The organism is Microbacterium sp. CSI-V (assembly GCF_001984105.1).
Classification (GTDB): Bacteria; Actinomycetota; Actinomycetes; order Actinomycetales; family Microbacteriaceae; genus Microbacterium.
This window is the reverse complement of record NZ_MTQM01000009.1, coordinates 986,495-1,001,617: the sequence shown is the minus strand read 5'-3', so window position 1 is coordinate 1,001,617 and position 15,123 is coordinate 986,495. Positions and strand designations below refer to the sequence as shown.

Here is a 15,123-nt window from a genome sequence, read left to right as displayed (position 1 = left end):
TCGTCAGATGCACAACGGACCGCCCAGATCGACGGTGCGTCCGTTCAGCGTGTAGTCGCCCTCCGCGCACAGCAAGGTGTCCGGCGTCGGACGGACGACCAGCGGAGTATAGGCACCCTGGACGTCGTGCTCGGTGGCTTCCATCCGCAGGGGTCCCGTGGGAGCGGTCAGAGGGTAGATCGCGATCGTCACGGTGTTCCCCGCGCCCTGCGCGTCGTAGCGAGTGAGACGCCCCCATCCGGCCTGGCATTTGTCGGACCAGATGATCTCGAGCAGGGAGTCACCCGCTCGTGTGTCCGAGGTCGCGACGGCCGCGTCGTCGATGCAGGGCGACGTGGCGGGGTCCACGCCGTTCGCCACCGTGATCTGCGGCTCGCCGATCCGCGGTGCGGTGACGGCGGAGACCACGGCGACGCCCCCAAGGGTGCCGAGGACACCGACGGTGAACGCGGCGACCGAGAGGAGCGCGGCGTTGCGGCGGGTGATGGTCCGCGCGGCCGGCGTCTCGTCGGAGGGTGTCGTCGCGACATCGCTTTCGCGGGCCGCGCGGGCGAGCGCCCGTCGACGCCGGAGGAGGGGCTCCGGATCCTCGCCGAGCGCGCTCACGAGCGCCGACACCGTACGCTCCGTCGGCAGAGTGCGGCCGGCGAACGCATCCGACAGGACGCTGCGCGAGATTCCGGTCCGATGCTGCAGATTCACCAGGGTGGGGCTTCCCGCGTCCAGACGCAGTCGGCGCAGCTCTCCCGCGAAGTCGTGGATCGGATCATCCTCGCCGGATTCCGTGGATGCCGTCGTCTCCGTGCTCTCGTCCACCGCGTCTCCCCCTGACGACATGAACTTCTTTTCCGAATTCGTCCGGAACGGATCCTTCCGGACGCTTTCGAGAACCTACATGGGGAATCCTCCCCATGGGGGCGCGGCAGGAAAAGCGCTTTCGTGGGGGGAAGCGGAGGGGACCCATGGGGGGCGATGTGACAGGCGGGGGCGAGACCGCGGGGCCGACGTCCATCCCGTCAGCAGGGCTCCAGTTGGAGTACTGCGGGGAATGGACGTCGGTGCCTCCGGGCGCCGCCTTCACGGTCGGGAGGTCGGGGGACCTCGTGCTCGACGACAATTCCGAGCTGGACCCGGCTCTGGCGGAGTTCTCCGACGTGGAGGGCATCTGGTTCCTCCGGAACACCGGTACGCAGACGTCCCTCTCCGTCGCGGACGGAGAGGGACGATTCCACTCGCAGGTGCCGCCGGGTTGCCGGATCCCGGTGGTCTTCGGCCATACCGCCGTGGTCTTCCGCGCCGGCCCCACGACGTACGAGATCGGCGTGTACGTCGCGGCCCCGATCTATTCCGCGCCCGCGCCCGCCGGCGCGGATCGTGACCGGCACGCGGAGAGGGAATCGCTCGGCGAGATCGTCCTCACGCTGTCGCAACGCCAACTGATCGTCGCATTGGTCGAACCGCTCCTGCGCTCCGAGAGCGCGGGTCTGGGCGACATCCCGACCAGTGCCCGGGCTGCGGCGCGTCTGGGGTGGACCCTGACGCGCTTCAACCGCAAGCTGGACAACGTCTGCGACAAGCTCGACCGTCACGGAGTCCCGGGCCTGCGCGGGGGCGTCGGGGCCTATGCGACCAACCGGCGGATCCGTCTCGTGGAGTTCGCGGTCGCCGCGCGGGTCGTGACCCGCATGGATCTCCGGCTGCTCGACCTCGCGGATCCCGTGGGGGACGGCTCGCTCAGCTGAGTCCGGTCACGACCCGCCCGTCCTCCAGCCGTACGGTGCGGTCGACCAGTTCCTCGGGCACATCGACGTGCGAGACGAGCACGACGGCGCGCCCGCGGTCGACCGCGCCGAGCAGGTCGCGCAGGAGCGCGTCGGATGCCGCCGGGTCGACGCCCGCGGTGGGCTCGTCGAGCACGAGCACGGGGAACCCGCGCAGGAGGGCCCGCGCGAGCGCGAGGCGCTGGGCCTGTCCCCCCGAGACGAGGCCGCCCCGGTCGCCGACCGTCGCATCCAGTCCGCCGCGTTCGGCGACCCACGCGTCGAGTCCGACGCGCGCGAGCACCGCGGTCAGTTCGGCGTCGCCGGCGTCGTCGCGCGCGAACAGCAGGTTCTGACGCACCGACTCGTCGAAGAGGTACGGCGACTGCTCGACGAGGCCGATCGTGCGGCGGAGGTCGTCGCCGGCGAGGTCCCGGGCTTCGACGCCGCCGATGGTGAACGAGCCGTCGTAATCGAGGAATCTCGCGAGGACGTGGGCGAGCGTGGTCTTCCCGGCGCCGCTCGGACCCGTGACGAGGACGCGCTCGCCCGCACCGACGCGGAGGTCGACATCGGCGATGCGCCCGGTGTCGTCGAGTCCGGCGTCGGACCGGGCCGGCCAGTGCGCGCGCACGTCCCGCAGCTCGATGCCGTCTCCGAGGACGGGGGCTGTGCCCGTGGCCGCGGGCTCGTCGCGGGGGAGACCCTCGGGGATCTCGGACGGGACGGCGTCGGCGATCCGCTCGGCCGCGGCGCGCACCTGCCGCCACGACGCGAGCGCCAGCGGCACCGGCCCGAACACCTCGAACACCGCCATCGGGAGCAGCACGACGACCGCGAGCCCGGGGCCGGAGAGGGTGCCGCCCGCGACGGCGGGCGCGGCGACGGCGAGCGCGAACAGCGACGCGAGTCCGGCGAGCACCGACACGGTGCCGGAGGTGAGTCCCTGGGCGGCTCCGCGCCGCACGACCGCGCGGCGCAGCGCCCGGTCGGCCGCCCGCACCCGCGCGCGGGCGGTGTCGAGGGCGCCGTAGGCGGTCAGGACGTCGAGGTTCGTGAGGAGGTCGTGGACGGCGTCGGCGACGTCGGCCCGGAGCGGAGCGATCGCCCGCTCGGCGCGCGCCCCGGCCGCCCACCCCGCGGCCACCGACACCGCGAACGCCGCGGCCAGGCAGGCCAGGAGGACCAGTGCCGCGGGCCACGACACGAAGGCCGTGAACACGACCGCCGCGAGCGAGGTCAGCGCCGCGACCGAGAGGGGCAGCACGACCCGCAGGGGCAGGTTCTGCAGCTCCTCGACGTCGTCGACCACGCTCGACAGGAGCCCGCCGCGGCGCGCGCGGCCGAGCCCGTCGGGGGCCAACGGCACGAGCTCGCGCACGAGGTCGGCGCGGACATCGGCGAGGCGTTCGAGGGCCGCGTCGTGCCCGGCGAGGCGTTCGAGGTACCGGAACACGCCGCGGGAGAGGGCGAACGCCCGGACACCGACGACCGCGACGGAGAGGTACATGACCAGCGGCTGCTCGGCCGCCCGGGCGATCAGCCACGCGCTCGTGGCGAGGAGCGCCACCGCGCTCCCGGCCGTCCCGAAGCCCGACAGGACCGCCGGGGCGAATCGCCGACGCGACGGCATCGCGGAGGCCAGGATGCCGCGCACCCGCCCGTTCACGCGCGCACCCCCAGGTCGATCACGCGGTCGGCGATCTCCCGCGCCGACGGGCGGTGCGACACGAGCAGCACTCCGGCGCCGGCGTCGGCCTCGCGGCGGAGCGTGCGCCACACGTGCGCTTCGGTGTCGGCATCCAAGGCGCTCGAGGGTTCGTCGAGGACGAGGATCCGCGCCCCGGCGGTGCGCGAGCGGCAGAGGGAGCGCGCGACGGCGACGCGCTGCGCCTGCCCTCCCGACAGCCCCGCGCCGCCCGCGCCGAGCGGGGTCGCCGGGTCGAGGTCGGCGGCGCCGGCGTCGGCGAGCGCCGTCGCGATGGTGTCGGCATCGACGTCGGCGCCGAGGGCGACGTTCTCGGCGACGGTGCCTGACACCAGTCCGGGCCGCTGGCCCGCCCATGCGACGGCGGCGCGGGCGTGGGCCACGGGGCGTCCGTCCAGGCGGATCTCGCCGGAGTGCTCGGCGTAGCCGAGGAGCGCGGCGACGATGCTCGACTTGCCCACTCCGCTCGGGCCCGTGACCAGGACGACCTCGCCCGGTCGCACGGACAGGGAGACCGTCGGCATCCGGTGCGCTCCGCGGTCCACGCGGACGTCGTGCAGTTCGAGCACCGTCCCCGCCGCGGGGGCGGGGGCCTCGGTCGTGGGCGCGAGGCGGGCGGCATCCAGGGCGTCGAAGATCTCCTCCGTCGCGGCGACCCCTTCGGACGCGGCGTGGAACTGCACGCCCACTTGGCGCAGCGGCAGGTACGCCTCCGGCGCGAGCAGCAGGACGAACAGCCCGACCAGCAGGCTCAGGTCGCCCGAGAGGAGGCGGAAGCCGATCGTCACGGCGATGATGGCGACGGAGATGGATGCCAGGAACTCCAGCGCGAAGCCGGAGAGGAACGACACGCGCAGCACCGTCATCGTCTCGCGCTTGTAGTCGCGCGTGACCTTCTCGATCGTGTCCGCAGCGCGGTGCTCGCGGCCGAAGGCCTTGAGCGTCCCGAGGCCTTCCACGGTGTCGGCGAACCGGGCAGCGAGACGGCCGAGGGTGCCGTACTGCTTCTTCTGCACGGCGCGAGTCGCCAGGCCGATCAACACCATGAACAGGGGGATCAGGGGGATCGTCAGCACGACCGTGAGGCCGGACAGGGGGTCGGCGAGGGCGATCGCGCCGATGAGGATGGGGGTGGTGATCGCGGTGGCCACGAGCTGCGGGAGGTAGCGGCCGAAGTAGGCGTCGAGGGCTTCGAGGCCGTGCCCGGCCGTGACCGACAGCGACGCGGCGTTGCGGCGACCGAGCCACCCCGGACCCAGGGTCGTGACCGCGGCCACCAGGCGCTCGCGCAGCTGCAGGGACGCGGCCGCCGCTCCCCGGGCGGACACGCGTTCGGATGCCGCGATGAGGAGGCCCCGAACGACGACCAGCGCCGCCGCGGCCGTCACGAAGCCGGTCAGCTCGCCGATCGGCCGCCCGTCGATCGCGCCGACGAGCGCGGAGGTGAGAGCCCAGGCGAACCCCACGACGACCCCCGTCTGGGCCAGGACCACCGCCGCGCTCACCGCGAAGAAGCTGCGTGAGGCGGAGGCGTACCGCACCAGTCGGGGGTCGACGGGGCGCACCCGTGTCGTGTCGGTCAATGCGCCACCAGGGCTGCCTTCTCGATGCGGGCGCGGGTGACGCGCTTGCGGAACACCCAGTAGGTCCATCCCTGGTACGCCAGGACGAGCGGGAGGAACACGAGCGCCGCCCAGCTCATGATCGTGAGCGTGTAATCGGTGCTGGAGGCGTTCTCGATGGTCAGACCCGAACCCGGTTCGAGGGTCGAGGGCATGACGTTCGGGAAGAGCGCGAAGAACAGGGCGCCGACCGCGGTGACGATCGTGATCGCACCGAGCGTGAAGGCCGTGCCCTCGCGGTCGCGCAGGTTCGCCACCCACGACCCGATGAGCGCGAGCGCGGCGATCCCGGAGAGGGCCACGACGCCGAGGAGGAGCGGCGCCTGGTTGTTCGCCGCCTGGATGATCGTCCAGACCAGGAACAGGGCGGCGGCGACGATCGTGGCCAGGCCCGACTTCTTCGCCAGGGCGCGGGCGTCCGCCCGCACCTGACCGTCGGTCTTCAGGGCGACGAAGTACACGCCGTGCGTGAAGAACAGCAGCAGGGTCACCAGGCCCCCGAGGATGCCGTAGGGGTTGAGCAGCGTGAAGAGGGTCCCGACGTATTCGTGGTCGGCATCCAGGGGCACGCCCTGCACGATGTTCGCGAAGGCGACGCCCCACAGGAATGCCGGCACGGCGGAGCCGATGACGATCATCCGGTCGAAGCCGCGCTTCCACTTCAGGGATTCGCGCTGGTGGCGGTACTCGAACGAGACGCCGCGGGCGATGAGCGCCAGCAGGATCAGCAGCAGCGGGAGGTAGAACCCGCTGAACAGCGTGGCGTACCACTCCGGGAACGAGGCGAACAGCGCCGCTCCGGCGACGATCACCCACGTCTCGTTGAGGTCCCACACGGGGCCGATGGTGTTGATGATCTGCCGGCGGGCGATGTCGTCCTTTCCGAGGAAGGGGAGCGACATGCCGACGCCGAAGTCGAACCCGTCCAGGACGAAGTAGCCGATGAAGAGGAATCCGACGATCCAGAACCAGAGGTATGCGAGGTCCATGACTGTGCTCCTAGTAGACGGTCGTCGGGGTGTTCTCGACGGTGTCGGGCTCGCGCGGCGCGTTCGGGTCGGGCAGCGGATCCGGGCCCTTCTGCGCGTACTTCTTGATGAGTCCGAACTCCACCACGGCGAGGGTGGCGTAGATCGCGGTGAACGCGACGAGCGAGATCAGCACGCTCCAGCCCGGGACGCTGGGGGACACCCCGTCCTGCGTGAGCATCAGGCCGAACACGATCCAGGGCTGGCGGCCCATCTCGGTGAAGACCCAGCCGACCAGGCTGCCCAGCAGCGGCAGGGGAGCGGCCCAGATCGCGACGCGCCACATCCACGGGGCGACCGGGCGCTTGGCGTTCTTGCGCGTGACCCACAGGCCCACGACGCTGATGAGGGTCGCGAGACCGCCCAGCGCGATCATCCAGCGGAAGGCCCAGTACGTCACCCACAGGACGGGGGCGAAGTTGCCGTCGACCTGGTCGGCGAACTGCGGGAACATCTGCTGGCTGTACATCGTGTTGAGGTCGTTGATCCCCTCGACGCAGCCGTCGAGCGAATGCGTCGACAGGATGCTGAGGAGGAACGGCACGCGGATCGAGAACAGTTCGCTCGTTCCGTCGGGGGTGCCGAGCGTGAAGATCGAGAACGAGGCGTTCGCCCCGCACACGGTGTTGAAGGTCGCTTCCGCCGCGGCCATCTTCATCGGCTGGGTGGCCACCATCACCAGGCTCAGCTGGTCGCCGGCGATCGCGACGAGGACGAAGGACACGACCGTCGCCCACAGGCCGAACCGCAGCGGTGCGCGCATCATCTCGACGTTGCGACCGCGGGCCAGGTGCCACGCGGAGACGGACACGACGATCATCGCCGCGAACATCCAGCCGGAGAAGATCGTGTGCGGGAAGGCGGCGAGGGCCACGGGGTTGGTCAGCAGCTTCCCGAAGTCGATCAGCTCGGCACGGTGGCCGTCGGCGGACATCTGGTAGCCGACCGGGTTCTGCATGAACGCGTTCGCGGCGATGATGAAGTACGCCGACAGCGTCGCGCCGATGCTGGCCAGCCAGATGCTCGCGAGGTGGAGTCCTCGCGGGAGCTTGTCCCACCCGAAGATCCACAGGCCGATGAACGTCGCTTCGAGGAAGAAGGCCAGCAGGCCCTCGAAGGCGAGGGGCGCGCCGAAGACGTCGCCGACGAAGCGGGAGTAGGCCGACCAGTTCATGCCGAACTGGAACTCCTGCACGATGCCGGTCACGACGCCCATGGCGAAGTTGATCAGGAAGATCTTGCCGAAGAAGCGGGTGAGGTGCAGCCACTTCACGTCGCCCGTGCGGTACCAGACGGTCTGGAAGATCGCCACGACCAGCGACATCCCGAGCGTGAGGGGCACGAAGAGGAAGTGGTACAGGGTGGTCAGTCCGAACTGCCACCGAGCCAGCATGAGGGGGTCGAGCCACTCCACGGGATGTCTCCGATCGACGGTCTTCTCTGTGGTCTGACCACAGGCTACTCCCGCGTCACCACGCGGAAAACAGGGTGATTCGGTATCGAACGATATACTTGGAAAAGCTTTTCGCGGTGGGTCGGAGGTCCCTATGTCGGTGCGCCAGGGCCTGCTAGCGATCCTCGATCAGGGCGATTGCTACGGTTCCCAGCTGCGCGCCGAGTACCTGCGTCGCACGGGGGTCGCGGTGAACGTCGGTCAGGTCTACACGACCCTCGAACGACTCGAACGCGACGGCCTCGTCGAGCACCGCGGCGTCGACGACGAGGGTCGCGTGCTGTGGGGGGCGACCACCGCCGGTCGCGCCGAGGCGCGGGCATGGCTGCGGGCGGCCTCGATCGTCGACCGCCGCGACGATCTCGCCCTGCGCATCGCGCTCGCGCTCACCCTCCCCGGCGTCGACGTGGCCGACGTCATCGCCGCCCAGCGTGCCGCCGTACAGGACGCACTGGCCACCGCCGAACCGGACGACGAGAACTCGGATGCCGTGACCCGCGCCATCGTGTCCGCTGCGCGTCGCACGCGGCTCGAAGCCGAATCGCGTTTCCTCGACGAGGCCGAACGCCTCGCAGCCGAGGCCGCGCCGTTCGACCTGTCGGACGAGCGCCCCCGCCGCGGTCGGCCCGTCCGCAGCGCGCTCTGAGCGCGTAACGCCCCTTCGCGGATCCGTCAACCCCGGCACGGCATCCCGCCCCTCGACGCACCCTGGGAGCACCCCGGTACGCAAGGAGCTCACATGGTCATGGACATTCCGCTCGATCGCCCGGGGCAGCCGAACATCGTCACCGAGATCCCCTGGACGCGCATCGACCTCGACCTCTACGAGGTCGCCCGCGAGGGTCGGATCGCCGGTTACGTGGAGGTCGTCGGCGCCGTGTTCGTCGCTCTCGGCGGCACGCGGTACGACCGCGCGGTGGAGGTCGCGCAGCACCTGACGTTCCACGCGGCCGTCGACACCGTTCTCCGACGCGCCGGTCGCTGACGTCCCGCGGGTAGCACCGTCTCCGGGAGAGTCAACCCCCTCGGCCATGGACTCGCGCTGACGCAGTGTCGAAGGACCAGGAGGTCGACATGTTTCCGCGACTCGCCGGTGGTGGTCGACGATGACCGCCGACCCTTTCCCCACCGGACCCCACCGCCCCGTGCGCATCGCGCACCTGCCCCCGCTGCGTAAGCACGCGCGAGAATCGAAGGATGACACGAACGCTGGCCGCTCTGCCCGGCGCGGCGCGCCGACTGTGCCTGAGCCGCCGGAAGGGCGAGATCTGCACGCGTGAGAAGGGCCACCGCGGCCTCCATCACCGACGCGGCGGTGCGCTGCTATGGAACGACCTGCAAGCGGACCCGCCCGAGTGCGCGGGAGCGGGAGCGTTCGCCGAACCCGCCCCGACCCTCCCGGACGGCTTCCCGGGCGGGAGGGCCGTCTGCCCCGTCTGCTGGGCGTTCGTCCCCCTGCGGGTCGACGGGACACTGAGCCCGCACGACACGTGGCGCGGTGACCCGACGCGGGCCGAAGCCGACCAGCGCCGGGAGTGGTTCAACGCGTTCGGGTGGTGATCTCCCGCACCCGCGCCCGGCCGTCGATCACCTCGACGGTCTCGTCGAGCGTGTCGCTGTGGACGAGGTCATGGGTGACGAGCAGCGTCGCGGTGTCCCGCTCGCGGGTCAGCCGCGACAGGAGCTCCATGATCGCCGCGCCGCGCTCCCGGTCCAGGGCGCTCGTGGGCTCGTCGACCAGCAGCACGCGAGGCTCGTGCACGAGCGCCCGCGCGATCGCCACGCGTTGGCGCTGACCACCCGAGAGCTGCGCCGGGCGACGGTCGGCCTGGTCGCCGAGGCCGACGGCATCCAGCAGCTCGTCCACGCGCGAACGTACGGCCGCGCGCCGTGCCCGCGACCCGCGGCCGCCGAGTTCCCCCATCACGCGCAGCTGTTCGCGGGCGGTGAGCGCGGGGAGGAGCTGCGGCTGCTGGAAGACGATACCGATCCGCTCGCGCCGGAGCGCGGTCGCTTCGGCGCGCGTGAGCGCGGTGGCATCCGTCCCGTCGATCATCACGCGGCCCGAGTCGGGTCGGATCAGCGTCGCGGCGAGGGCGAGCAGGCTCGACTTTCCCGAGCCGGAGGGGCCCGTGATCCCGGTCACGAGGCCGGGGCGGCCCTCGAGGGTGACGTGATCGACCGCGGTGACGCGGGCATCGCCGTCGGGATAGGTCAGGGTGACGTCGTCGAGAAGGATCATCGCGTGCTCCCGAGGGCTGTGAGGGGGTCGGATTTCGTGACGGTGCGCAGCGACACGGCGGCGCCGAGGAGGCCCAGGGCGATCATCACCAGCGCGGGCGCGAGGGTCGTGAGGGGGTTCAGGATGAACGGGAGGGTGCCGCCGGCGAGCGCGCCGAGAGCCGCCGTGAGACCGATCCCGACGCCGACGCCGACGACGAGGACGACCACGGCCTGACCCAGCGCATCGCGCACGAGGGCGCCCGTTCCGGCCCCGAGGGCTTTCAGCACGGCGATGTCGCCGGAGCGCTGCATGGTCCAGACGGTGAAGAAGGCACCGACGACGAGAGCGGAGACCCCGAAGAGCATCGCGATCATCAGGGCCAGGGACCCGATCTCGGAGCGGAACGTCGGCAGGGCCGTCAGGCTCGCGAGCGGACTCGTCGCCGTCGTCGCTGTCGCGGCGGCGAGAGAGTCCCAGTCGGGCGCCCCGCTCACGGCGAGCACGGTCGCCTCTCCCGAGCCGCCGAGACGGGTGTCGAGGGCCGCCCACGCGGGGGGAGTGAGTGCGACGACGGGCGTGTGGCTGTACCAGGAGTCGCCCCCGATGGAGGCCACCCGGAAGGTGGTCCCGGCCACGGTGATGTCGTCGCCGACAGCCGCTCCGAGCGCGCTCGCCGCGCCGGCGGAGAGTCCGGCCTCCCCGTCCGCCGAGGGTGCGAGGGCGGTGAGGTCGGTGCTTCCGGCGCCCGAATCGAGGCCGAACAGGGCGACGCCCCCGCTTCCGCCCGGGCCTTCGGCGCGGCCCTGGACGATGCCGACCGGGCTCACGCCCTCCACCCCCGCGGCGTCCCGCCACGTCGCGACGGTGTCGGCGTCGAGCGTGGAGTCGGCGAAGGTCGCGGCCGCCGACCCCTCGGCATGCAGCACGAGCCGGTCGCCGGGGAGTTGCAGGACCGCGGACACGTTCTGTGCGGCCAGGCCCCCGGTGAGTCCCGAGAGGAATCCGACGAGCAGGGTGATGAGCGCAACGACCGCCCCGATGAGGGCGAATCGCCCGCGGGCGAACCGCAGATCCCGCCATGCGACGTACACGTCGCCTCCTTTTCTCCGGCGGATCTCGCCGGTGATTCCACCCTCCCCGGGATGCTCCGGCGGGTCATCGGCGGGGCGGGCGAACTCCCTCTCCACCTTTCGGATGATCCGCGACGGGGGCGGCGTCCGTACGCTGGAACCGATATGCCGCATCGCACCCTGGCTCCCGTGTTCACCGGGCTGCGCGCGGGGCTCCACGCACTCTTCGCCGGGCTCCTCGCGCTCGTCGTCGTCCGCGTCGTCTGGACCGGCGGTTCGCCGTGGGCGCTCGCCCTCGCCGCGCTGCTGGCGGCGGTGTACCTCGCGGGGCTGTGGCTCGCCCGCCGGGGGCGGACGGCCGGCGGCATCGCCTGGGTGTGCGCCCTCACGCTGGTGTGGGCGCCGTTGATGTGGCTCGTGCCCGAGGCCGCGTACATCGTGTTCCCGCTGTTCTTCCTCTACCTGCACGTGCTGCCGGGATGGGTCGGGCCGGCAGCGGTCGTCGCGGCCACCGGGCTCACGATCGCGGCGTTCGCGGTGCACGGCGGCCTCACCGTCGGGGGCGTGGTCGGTCCGGTCGTCGGCGCGGGCGTGGCACTGCTCATCGGCCTGGGCTACGGCGCGCTCCAGCGCCGCAGCGTCGAGCGGGAGGCGCTCGTGGCCGAACTCCTCGCCACGCGGGATCGCCTCGCGGCGACCGAGCGCGAACAGGGCGTCCTCGCGGAGCGCGCTCGTCTGGCGCGCGAGATCCACGACACCGTCGCCCAGGGGCTGTCGAGCATCCAGATGCTGCTCCACGCGGCGGAACGGGCGGATGCCACGGGCCCCGGCATCGCGCACATCCGTCTGGCCCGGCAGACCGCCGCCGACGGCCTCGCCGAGACGCGGCGGTTCATCCGCGAGCTCGCGCCGCCGACCCTGGACCGGGGCCTGGGATCCGCGTTGCAGCGACTGGCCGAGGGCTGGGCGCAGCGCGAGGGCGTCGACGTCGAGACCGCGATCCCGGGCGAAGTGGGGCTGCCGATGGATGCGCAGGCGGCGCTGCTGCGCATCGCGCAGGGCGCCCTGGCCAACGTCGCCCAGCACGCCGATGCCACGGTCGTGCGCGTAGACCTCGTGCAGGACGGCGACGACGTGCGGCTGACGGTCGCCGACGACGGCCGCGGGTTCGATCCCGCGAGCGCCGAGGAGACGGCATCCGGGACCGATTCGTTCGGTCTGCGGGCGATGCGCGAGCGCGTCGAGCAGCTCGACGGCGACCTCACGGTCGTCAGCGCGGCGGGGGCCGGCACGGTCGTCGCGGTCACCTTGCGGGGGGTCGCGCTGTGATCCGGGTCGTGATCGCCGACGACCACCCCGTCGTGCGCGCCGGAGTGCGGGCGCTGCTCGAGGGCGAGGCCGACATCGAGGTCGTCGGCGAGGCGTCGACCCCGGACGCCGCCGTCGCCCTGGCCGCCGAGCTCTCGCCGGAACTGGTGCTCATGGACCTGCAGTTCGGCGACCGCGCCGCCGGGGCCGAGGCCACCCGACGCGTCCGCGCGCTGGCGGCTCCGCCCTACGTGCTCGTGCTCACCAACTACGACACCGACGGCGACATCCTCGGGGCCGTCGAAGCCGGGGCGAGCGGGTACCTGCTCAAGGACGCGCCGCCGCACGAGCTGCTCGCCGGTGTCCGTGCCGCGGCCGCCGGGCAGAGCGCCCTGGCGCCCGCGATCGCGGGGCGCCTGCTGGCGCGATTGCGCGAACCGCGGGTGAGCCTTTCGGCCCGCGAGATCGAGGTGCTCCGGCTGGTCGCGCGGGGTGCGTCCAACGCCGACGTCGCGGCACGACTGCACATCACCGACGCGACGGTGAAGTCGCACCTCGCCCACGTGTTCTCCAAGCTCGGCGTCTCCTCGCGCACCGCGGCGGTCTCCGCCGCGCGGGCCCTCGGCGTCCTGCGCTGACCCTTCCGCCGCGTCGACCGCCCCGTACGATGGCGTCATGGTCCCGGTTCGCGTGCTCGGCGTGGCCCTGGATTCCGCCCAGCAGCACGTCATCCTCCTCTCCCCGCTGCCCGGCGCGGCCGCAGAGGAGGGGATCGTCCTCCCCGTGTGGATCGGTCCGCAGGAAGCGATGTCGATCCTCGTCGCGACCGAGGGTGCGGTGACGCCGCGCCCGCTCTCGCACGACCTGATGGTCGTGATGCTGAGGGCGCTGTCGGCATCCGTCGATCGGGTCGAGGTGACGCGGCTGTTCGAGGGCACGTTCTACGCCGAGATCCACGTGCAGACGCCCCGTGGGCCGCTCGTGATCGACGCCAGACCCTCGGATGCCATCGCCCTGGCGGCGCGGACGGACGCGCCGATCGCGGTGGCCGAGGCGGTCCTCGCCGAGGCGGGGGTGCCCGAGGGAGCGGTCGAGTTCGACGCGCGCGGCGACGACGACCGCGTCGAGGAGTTCCGGAAGTTCCTCGACGACGTCGACCCCGACGACTTCCAGGGGTGACCCGGCCGCGTCGGTCGCGCGCGCTCCTAGACTCGTCAGTGCCGCCCGTCGCGGCGGATTCAGACGAATGGGGTACGGATGCAACTCGCCATGGTCGGACTCGGACGGATGGGCGCCAACATCGTCCGCAGACTCATGAAGGACGGCCACGACTGCGTGGTCTACGACGTGAACCAGGATGCCGTGGCGGCCCTGGCCGCGGAGGGCGCCACCGGCGCGTCGAGCATCGCGGACCTCGCGTCCAAGCTCCAGAAGCCGCGCGCCGTCTGGCTGATGATCCCCGCCGGGCTCACCGGCTCGGTCGTCGACCAGGTCGCGGAGGTCCTCGAAGCCGGCGACATCATCATCGACGGCGGCAACTCCAACTACCGCGACGACGTGCGTCGGGCCGCGAAGCTGCAGGACACCGGCATCCACTACGTCGACATCGGGACCAGCGGCGGCGTGTTCGGTCTCGAGCGCGGCTACTGCCTCATGGTGGGCGGGCACGACGAGGCCGTCGCCCACCTCGAGCCCGTCCTGCGCACGATCGCTCCGGGGCCTGGCGACATCGAGCGCACACCCGGCCGGACGGGTGACTACACCCCCGAGGAGCGCGGCTACCTCCACTGCGGTCCGTCGGGGGCCGGGCACTTCGTGAAGATGGTCCACAACGGCATCGAGTACGGCATCATGGCGGCGCTCGCCGAGGGACTGAACGTCCTCAACAACGCCGACGCGGGGCTCAAGCAGGGCGAGCACTCCGCCGAGGTCGCCCCGCTGGAGGAGCCGGAGTTCTACCAGTTCGACATCGACACGGCGAAGGTGTCGGAGCTGTGGCGGCGCGGGTCGGTGATCTCGTCCTGGCTGCTCGACCTCACGGCGGCGGCTCTCGCTCAGAACCCGACGCTCGACGGCCTCGCCGGGCGGGTCTCCGATTCGGGCGAGGGGCGCTGGACGGTGAAGGCGGCCGTCGACACCGGTGTTCCGGTGCCCGTGCTCGCCTCGTCGCTGTTCGAGCGCTTCGCCTCTCGCGGCGAGGACCACTTCGCCAATCAGGTGCTCTCCGCGATGCGCCTGCAGTTCGGCGGGCACCAGGAGCTTCCCGCCGGCGACGTGCTCGAAGCCGGCGGCAAGAAGGCCGACAGCAGCAGCTGAGGCGGCTCGGTCGGGGACGCGTACGCGGTCGGGGAGACTAGAGGGATGAGTAGTTCTCCCGCGCCCGCGTCCTCCGACCGCTACGTCGTCGCCACCGACGGCGCGTGCAAGGGGAACCCCGGACCGGCCGGGTGGGCCTGGGTCGGCGAGGACGGCCACTGGGCCGCCGGATCGATCCCCGAGGGCACGAACAACATCGGCGAGCTCCTGGGCCTGCTGCACGCGATCACGGACCACGCCGACGTCCGCGACCTCGTGGTGCAGGCCGACTCGAAGTACGCCATCGACACGTACTCGTCCTGGATGGACGGTCACCGTCGTCGCGGCTGGGTCACCTCGGCGAAGAAGCCCGTGGCCAATCGCGGCATCCTCGAGGCGCTCATCGCGGCCCGCGACGCCCGCCGCGCGGCGGGTCTTCCCGATGTGGTGCTCGAGCACGTGCGCGGTCACAGCGGCCACGTGTTGAACTCGTGGGCCGATGAGCGCGCCGTCCGCGCGTCGCAGCACGCGGCGAAGGGCGAGGAGCTGATCTGGACGTCGCTGCGCGGCCTCGACACGCTCGACGTCGCGTCGGCTCCGCCGCGTTCGGCCGCGGACCGCAACGGGCGCTGAGCCCGGGGTCGTTCGTCAGAAC

16 protein-coding genes are annotated in these 15,123 nt (G+C 72.0%); 9 read left to right on the top strand and 7 right to left on the bottom strand.

Annotated elements, in window-relative coordinates:
- Positions 1–3 precede the first annotated feature (3 nt).
- Complete coding sequence (locus tag CSIV_RS18500) at positions 4–816, bottom strand: helix-turn-helix domain-containing protein (RefSeq protein WP_077052267.1); 813 nt, start codon at positions 814–816, stop codon at positions 4–6.
- 287 nt (positions 817–1,103) lie between these two features.
- On the opposite strand from CSIV_RS18500, the gene CSIV_RS15660 reads away from it, so the two are divergent.
- Positions 1,104–1,742 (top strand): hypothetical protein, encoded by a 639-nt coding sequence (locus tag CSIV_RS15660; RefSeq protein WP_238592390.1) that lies wholly within the window; start codon positions 1,104–1,106, stop codon positions 1,740–1,742.
- Here the strand turns inward: CSIV_RS15660 and cydC are convergent.
- From cydC to CSIV_RS15640, 4 genes are read right to left on the bottom strand one after another with little or no spacing between them, the layout of a single operon-like run.
- Positions 1,735–3,429: a thiol reductant ABC exporter subunit CydC gene (gene cydC / locus CSIV_RS15655; protein ID WP_274519548.1), complete on the bottom strand. Its 1,695-nt coding sequence runs from the start codon at positions 3,427–3,429 to the stop codon at positions 1,735–1,737. The two genes, CSIV_RS15660 and cydC, sit on opposite strands and share 8 nt — an antisense overlap.
- Positions 3,426–5,051, bottom strand: coding sequence for a thiol reductant ABC exporter subunit CydD (gene cydD / locus CSIV_RS15650; RefSeq protein ID WP_077052265.1), 1,626 nt, complete (start codon positions 5,049–5,051; stop codon positions 3,426–3,428). Before cydD ends, cydC begins: the two co-directional genes overlap by 4 nt.
- Positions 5,048–6,079, bottom strand: a complete 1,032-nt coding sequence (cydB, locus tag CSIV_RS15645) for a cytochrome d ubiquinol oxidase subunit II (RefSeq protein WP_077052264.1) — start codon at positions 6,077–6,079, stop codon at positions 5,048–5,050. Before cydB ends, cydD begins: the two co-directional genes overlap by 4 nt.
- Positions 6,080–6,089: 10 nt before the next feature.
- Positions 6,090–7,532 carry a cytochrome ubiquinol oxidase subunit I gene (locus CSIV_RS15640; RefSeq protein WP_077052263.1) on the bottom strand — a complete coding sequence of 481 codons (1,443 nt, stop codon included), beginning with the start codon at positions 7,530–7,532 and terminating at the stop codon, positions 6,090–6,092.
- 133 nt (positions 7,533–7,665) lie between these two features.
- Between CSIV_RS15640 and CSIV_RS15635 the strand changes: the two genes are divergently transcribed.
- The 3 genes from CSIV_RS15635 to CSIV_RS15625 all read left to right on the top strand — a co-directional run bounded on the left by CSIV_RS15635 (position 7,666) and on the right by CSIV_RS15625 (position 9,131).
- The gene (locus CSIV_RS15635) at positions 7,666–8,217 is read left to right on the top strand and encodes a PadR family transcriptional regulator (RefSeq protein ID WP_077052262.1); all 552 of its coding nucleotides are present in this window, start codon (positions 7,666–7,668) and stop codon (positions 8,215–8,217) included.
- A gap of 93 nt (positions 8,218–8,310) precedes the next feature.
- Positions 8,311–8,556: a hypothetical protein gene (locus tag CSIV_RS15630; RefSeq protein ID WP_077052261.1), complete on the top strand. Its 246-nt coding sequence runs from the start codon at positions 8,311–8,313 to the stop codon at positions 8,554–8,556.
- 212 nt (positions 8,557–8,768) lie between these two features.
- The gene (locus tag CSIV_RS15625) at positions 8,769–9,131 is read left to right on the top strand and encodes a hypothetical protein (RefSeq protein WP_077052260.1); all 363 of its coding nucleotides are present in this window, start codon (positions 8,769–8,771) and stop codon (positions 9,129–9,131) included.
- Here the strand turns inward: CSIV_RS15625 and CSIV_RS15620 are convergent.
- Together CSIV_RS15620 and CSIV_RS15615 are read right to left on the bottom strand one after the other, a co-directional pair.
- Positions 9,112–9,813 (bottom strand): ABC transporter ATP-binding protein, encoded by a 702-nt coding sequence (locus CSIV_RS15620; protein WP_077052259.1) that lies wholly within the window; start codon positions 9,811–9,813, stop codon positions 9,112–9,114. The two genes, CSIV_RS15625 and CSIV_RS15620, sit on opposite strands and share 20 nt — an antisense overlap.
- Positions 9,810–10,886 carry an ABC transporter permease gene (locus CSIV_RS15615; protein ID WP_077052258.1) on the bottom strand — a complete coding sequence of 359 codons (1,077 nt, stop codon included), beginning with the start codon at positions 10,884–10,886 and terminating at the stop codon, positions 9,810–9,812. Before CSIV_RS15615 ends, CSIV_RS15620 begins: the two co-directional genes overlap by 4 nt.
- A gap of 144 nt (positions 10,887–11,030) precedes the next feature.
- On the opposite strand from CSIV_RS15615, the gene CSIV_RS15610 reads away from it, so the two are divergent.
- From CSIV_RS15610 to CSIV_RS15590, 5 genes are all read left to right on the top strand, one after another.
- Positions 11,031–12,194 carry a sensor histidine kinase gene (locus CSIV_RS15610; RefSeq protein ID WP_077052257.1) on the top strand — a complete coding sequence of 388 codons (1,164 nt, stop codon included), beginning with the start codon at positions 11,031–11,033 and terminating at the stop codon, positions 12,192–12,194.
- Positions 12,191–12,811 (top strand): response regulator, encoded by a 621-nt coding sequence (locus CSIV_RS15605; protein WP_077052256.1) that lies wholly within the window; start codon positions 12,191–12,193, stop codon positions 12,809–12,811. Before CSIV_RS15610 ends, CSIV_RS15605 begins: the two co-directional genes overlap by 4 nt.
- Before the next feature lie 37 nt (positions 12,812–12,848).
- On the top strand, positions 12,849–13,352 hold the full coding sequence (locus CSIV_RS15600; RefSeq protein WP_077052255.1) for a bifunctional nuclease family protein: 504 nt from the start codon (positions 12,849–12,851) through the stop codon (positions 13,350–13,352).
- A gap of 78 nt (positions 13,353–13,430) precedes the next feature.
- Positions 13,431–14,489 carry a phosphogluconate dehydrogenase (NAD(+)-dependent, decarboxylating) gene (gnd, locus tag CSIV_RS15595; RefSeq protein ID WP_077052254.1) on the top strand — a complete coding sequence of 353 codons (1,059 nt, stop codon included), beginning with the start codon at positions 13,431–13,433 and terminating at the stop codon, positions 14,487–14,489.
- A gap of 45 nt (positions 14,490–14,534) precedes the next feature.
- Positions 14,535–15,101 (top strand): ribonuclease H family protein, encoded by a 567-nt coding sequence (locus CSIV_RS15590; protein ID WP_077052253.1) that lies wholly within the window; start codon positions 14,535–14,537, stop codon positions 15,099–15,101.
- Positions 15,102–15,123: the final 22 nt, after the last annotated feature.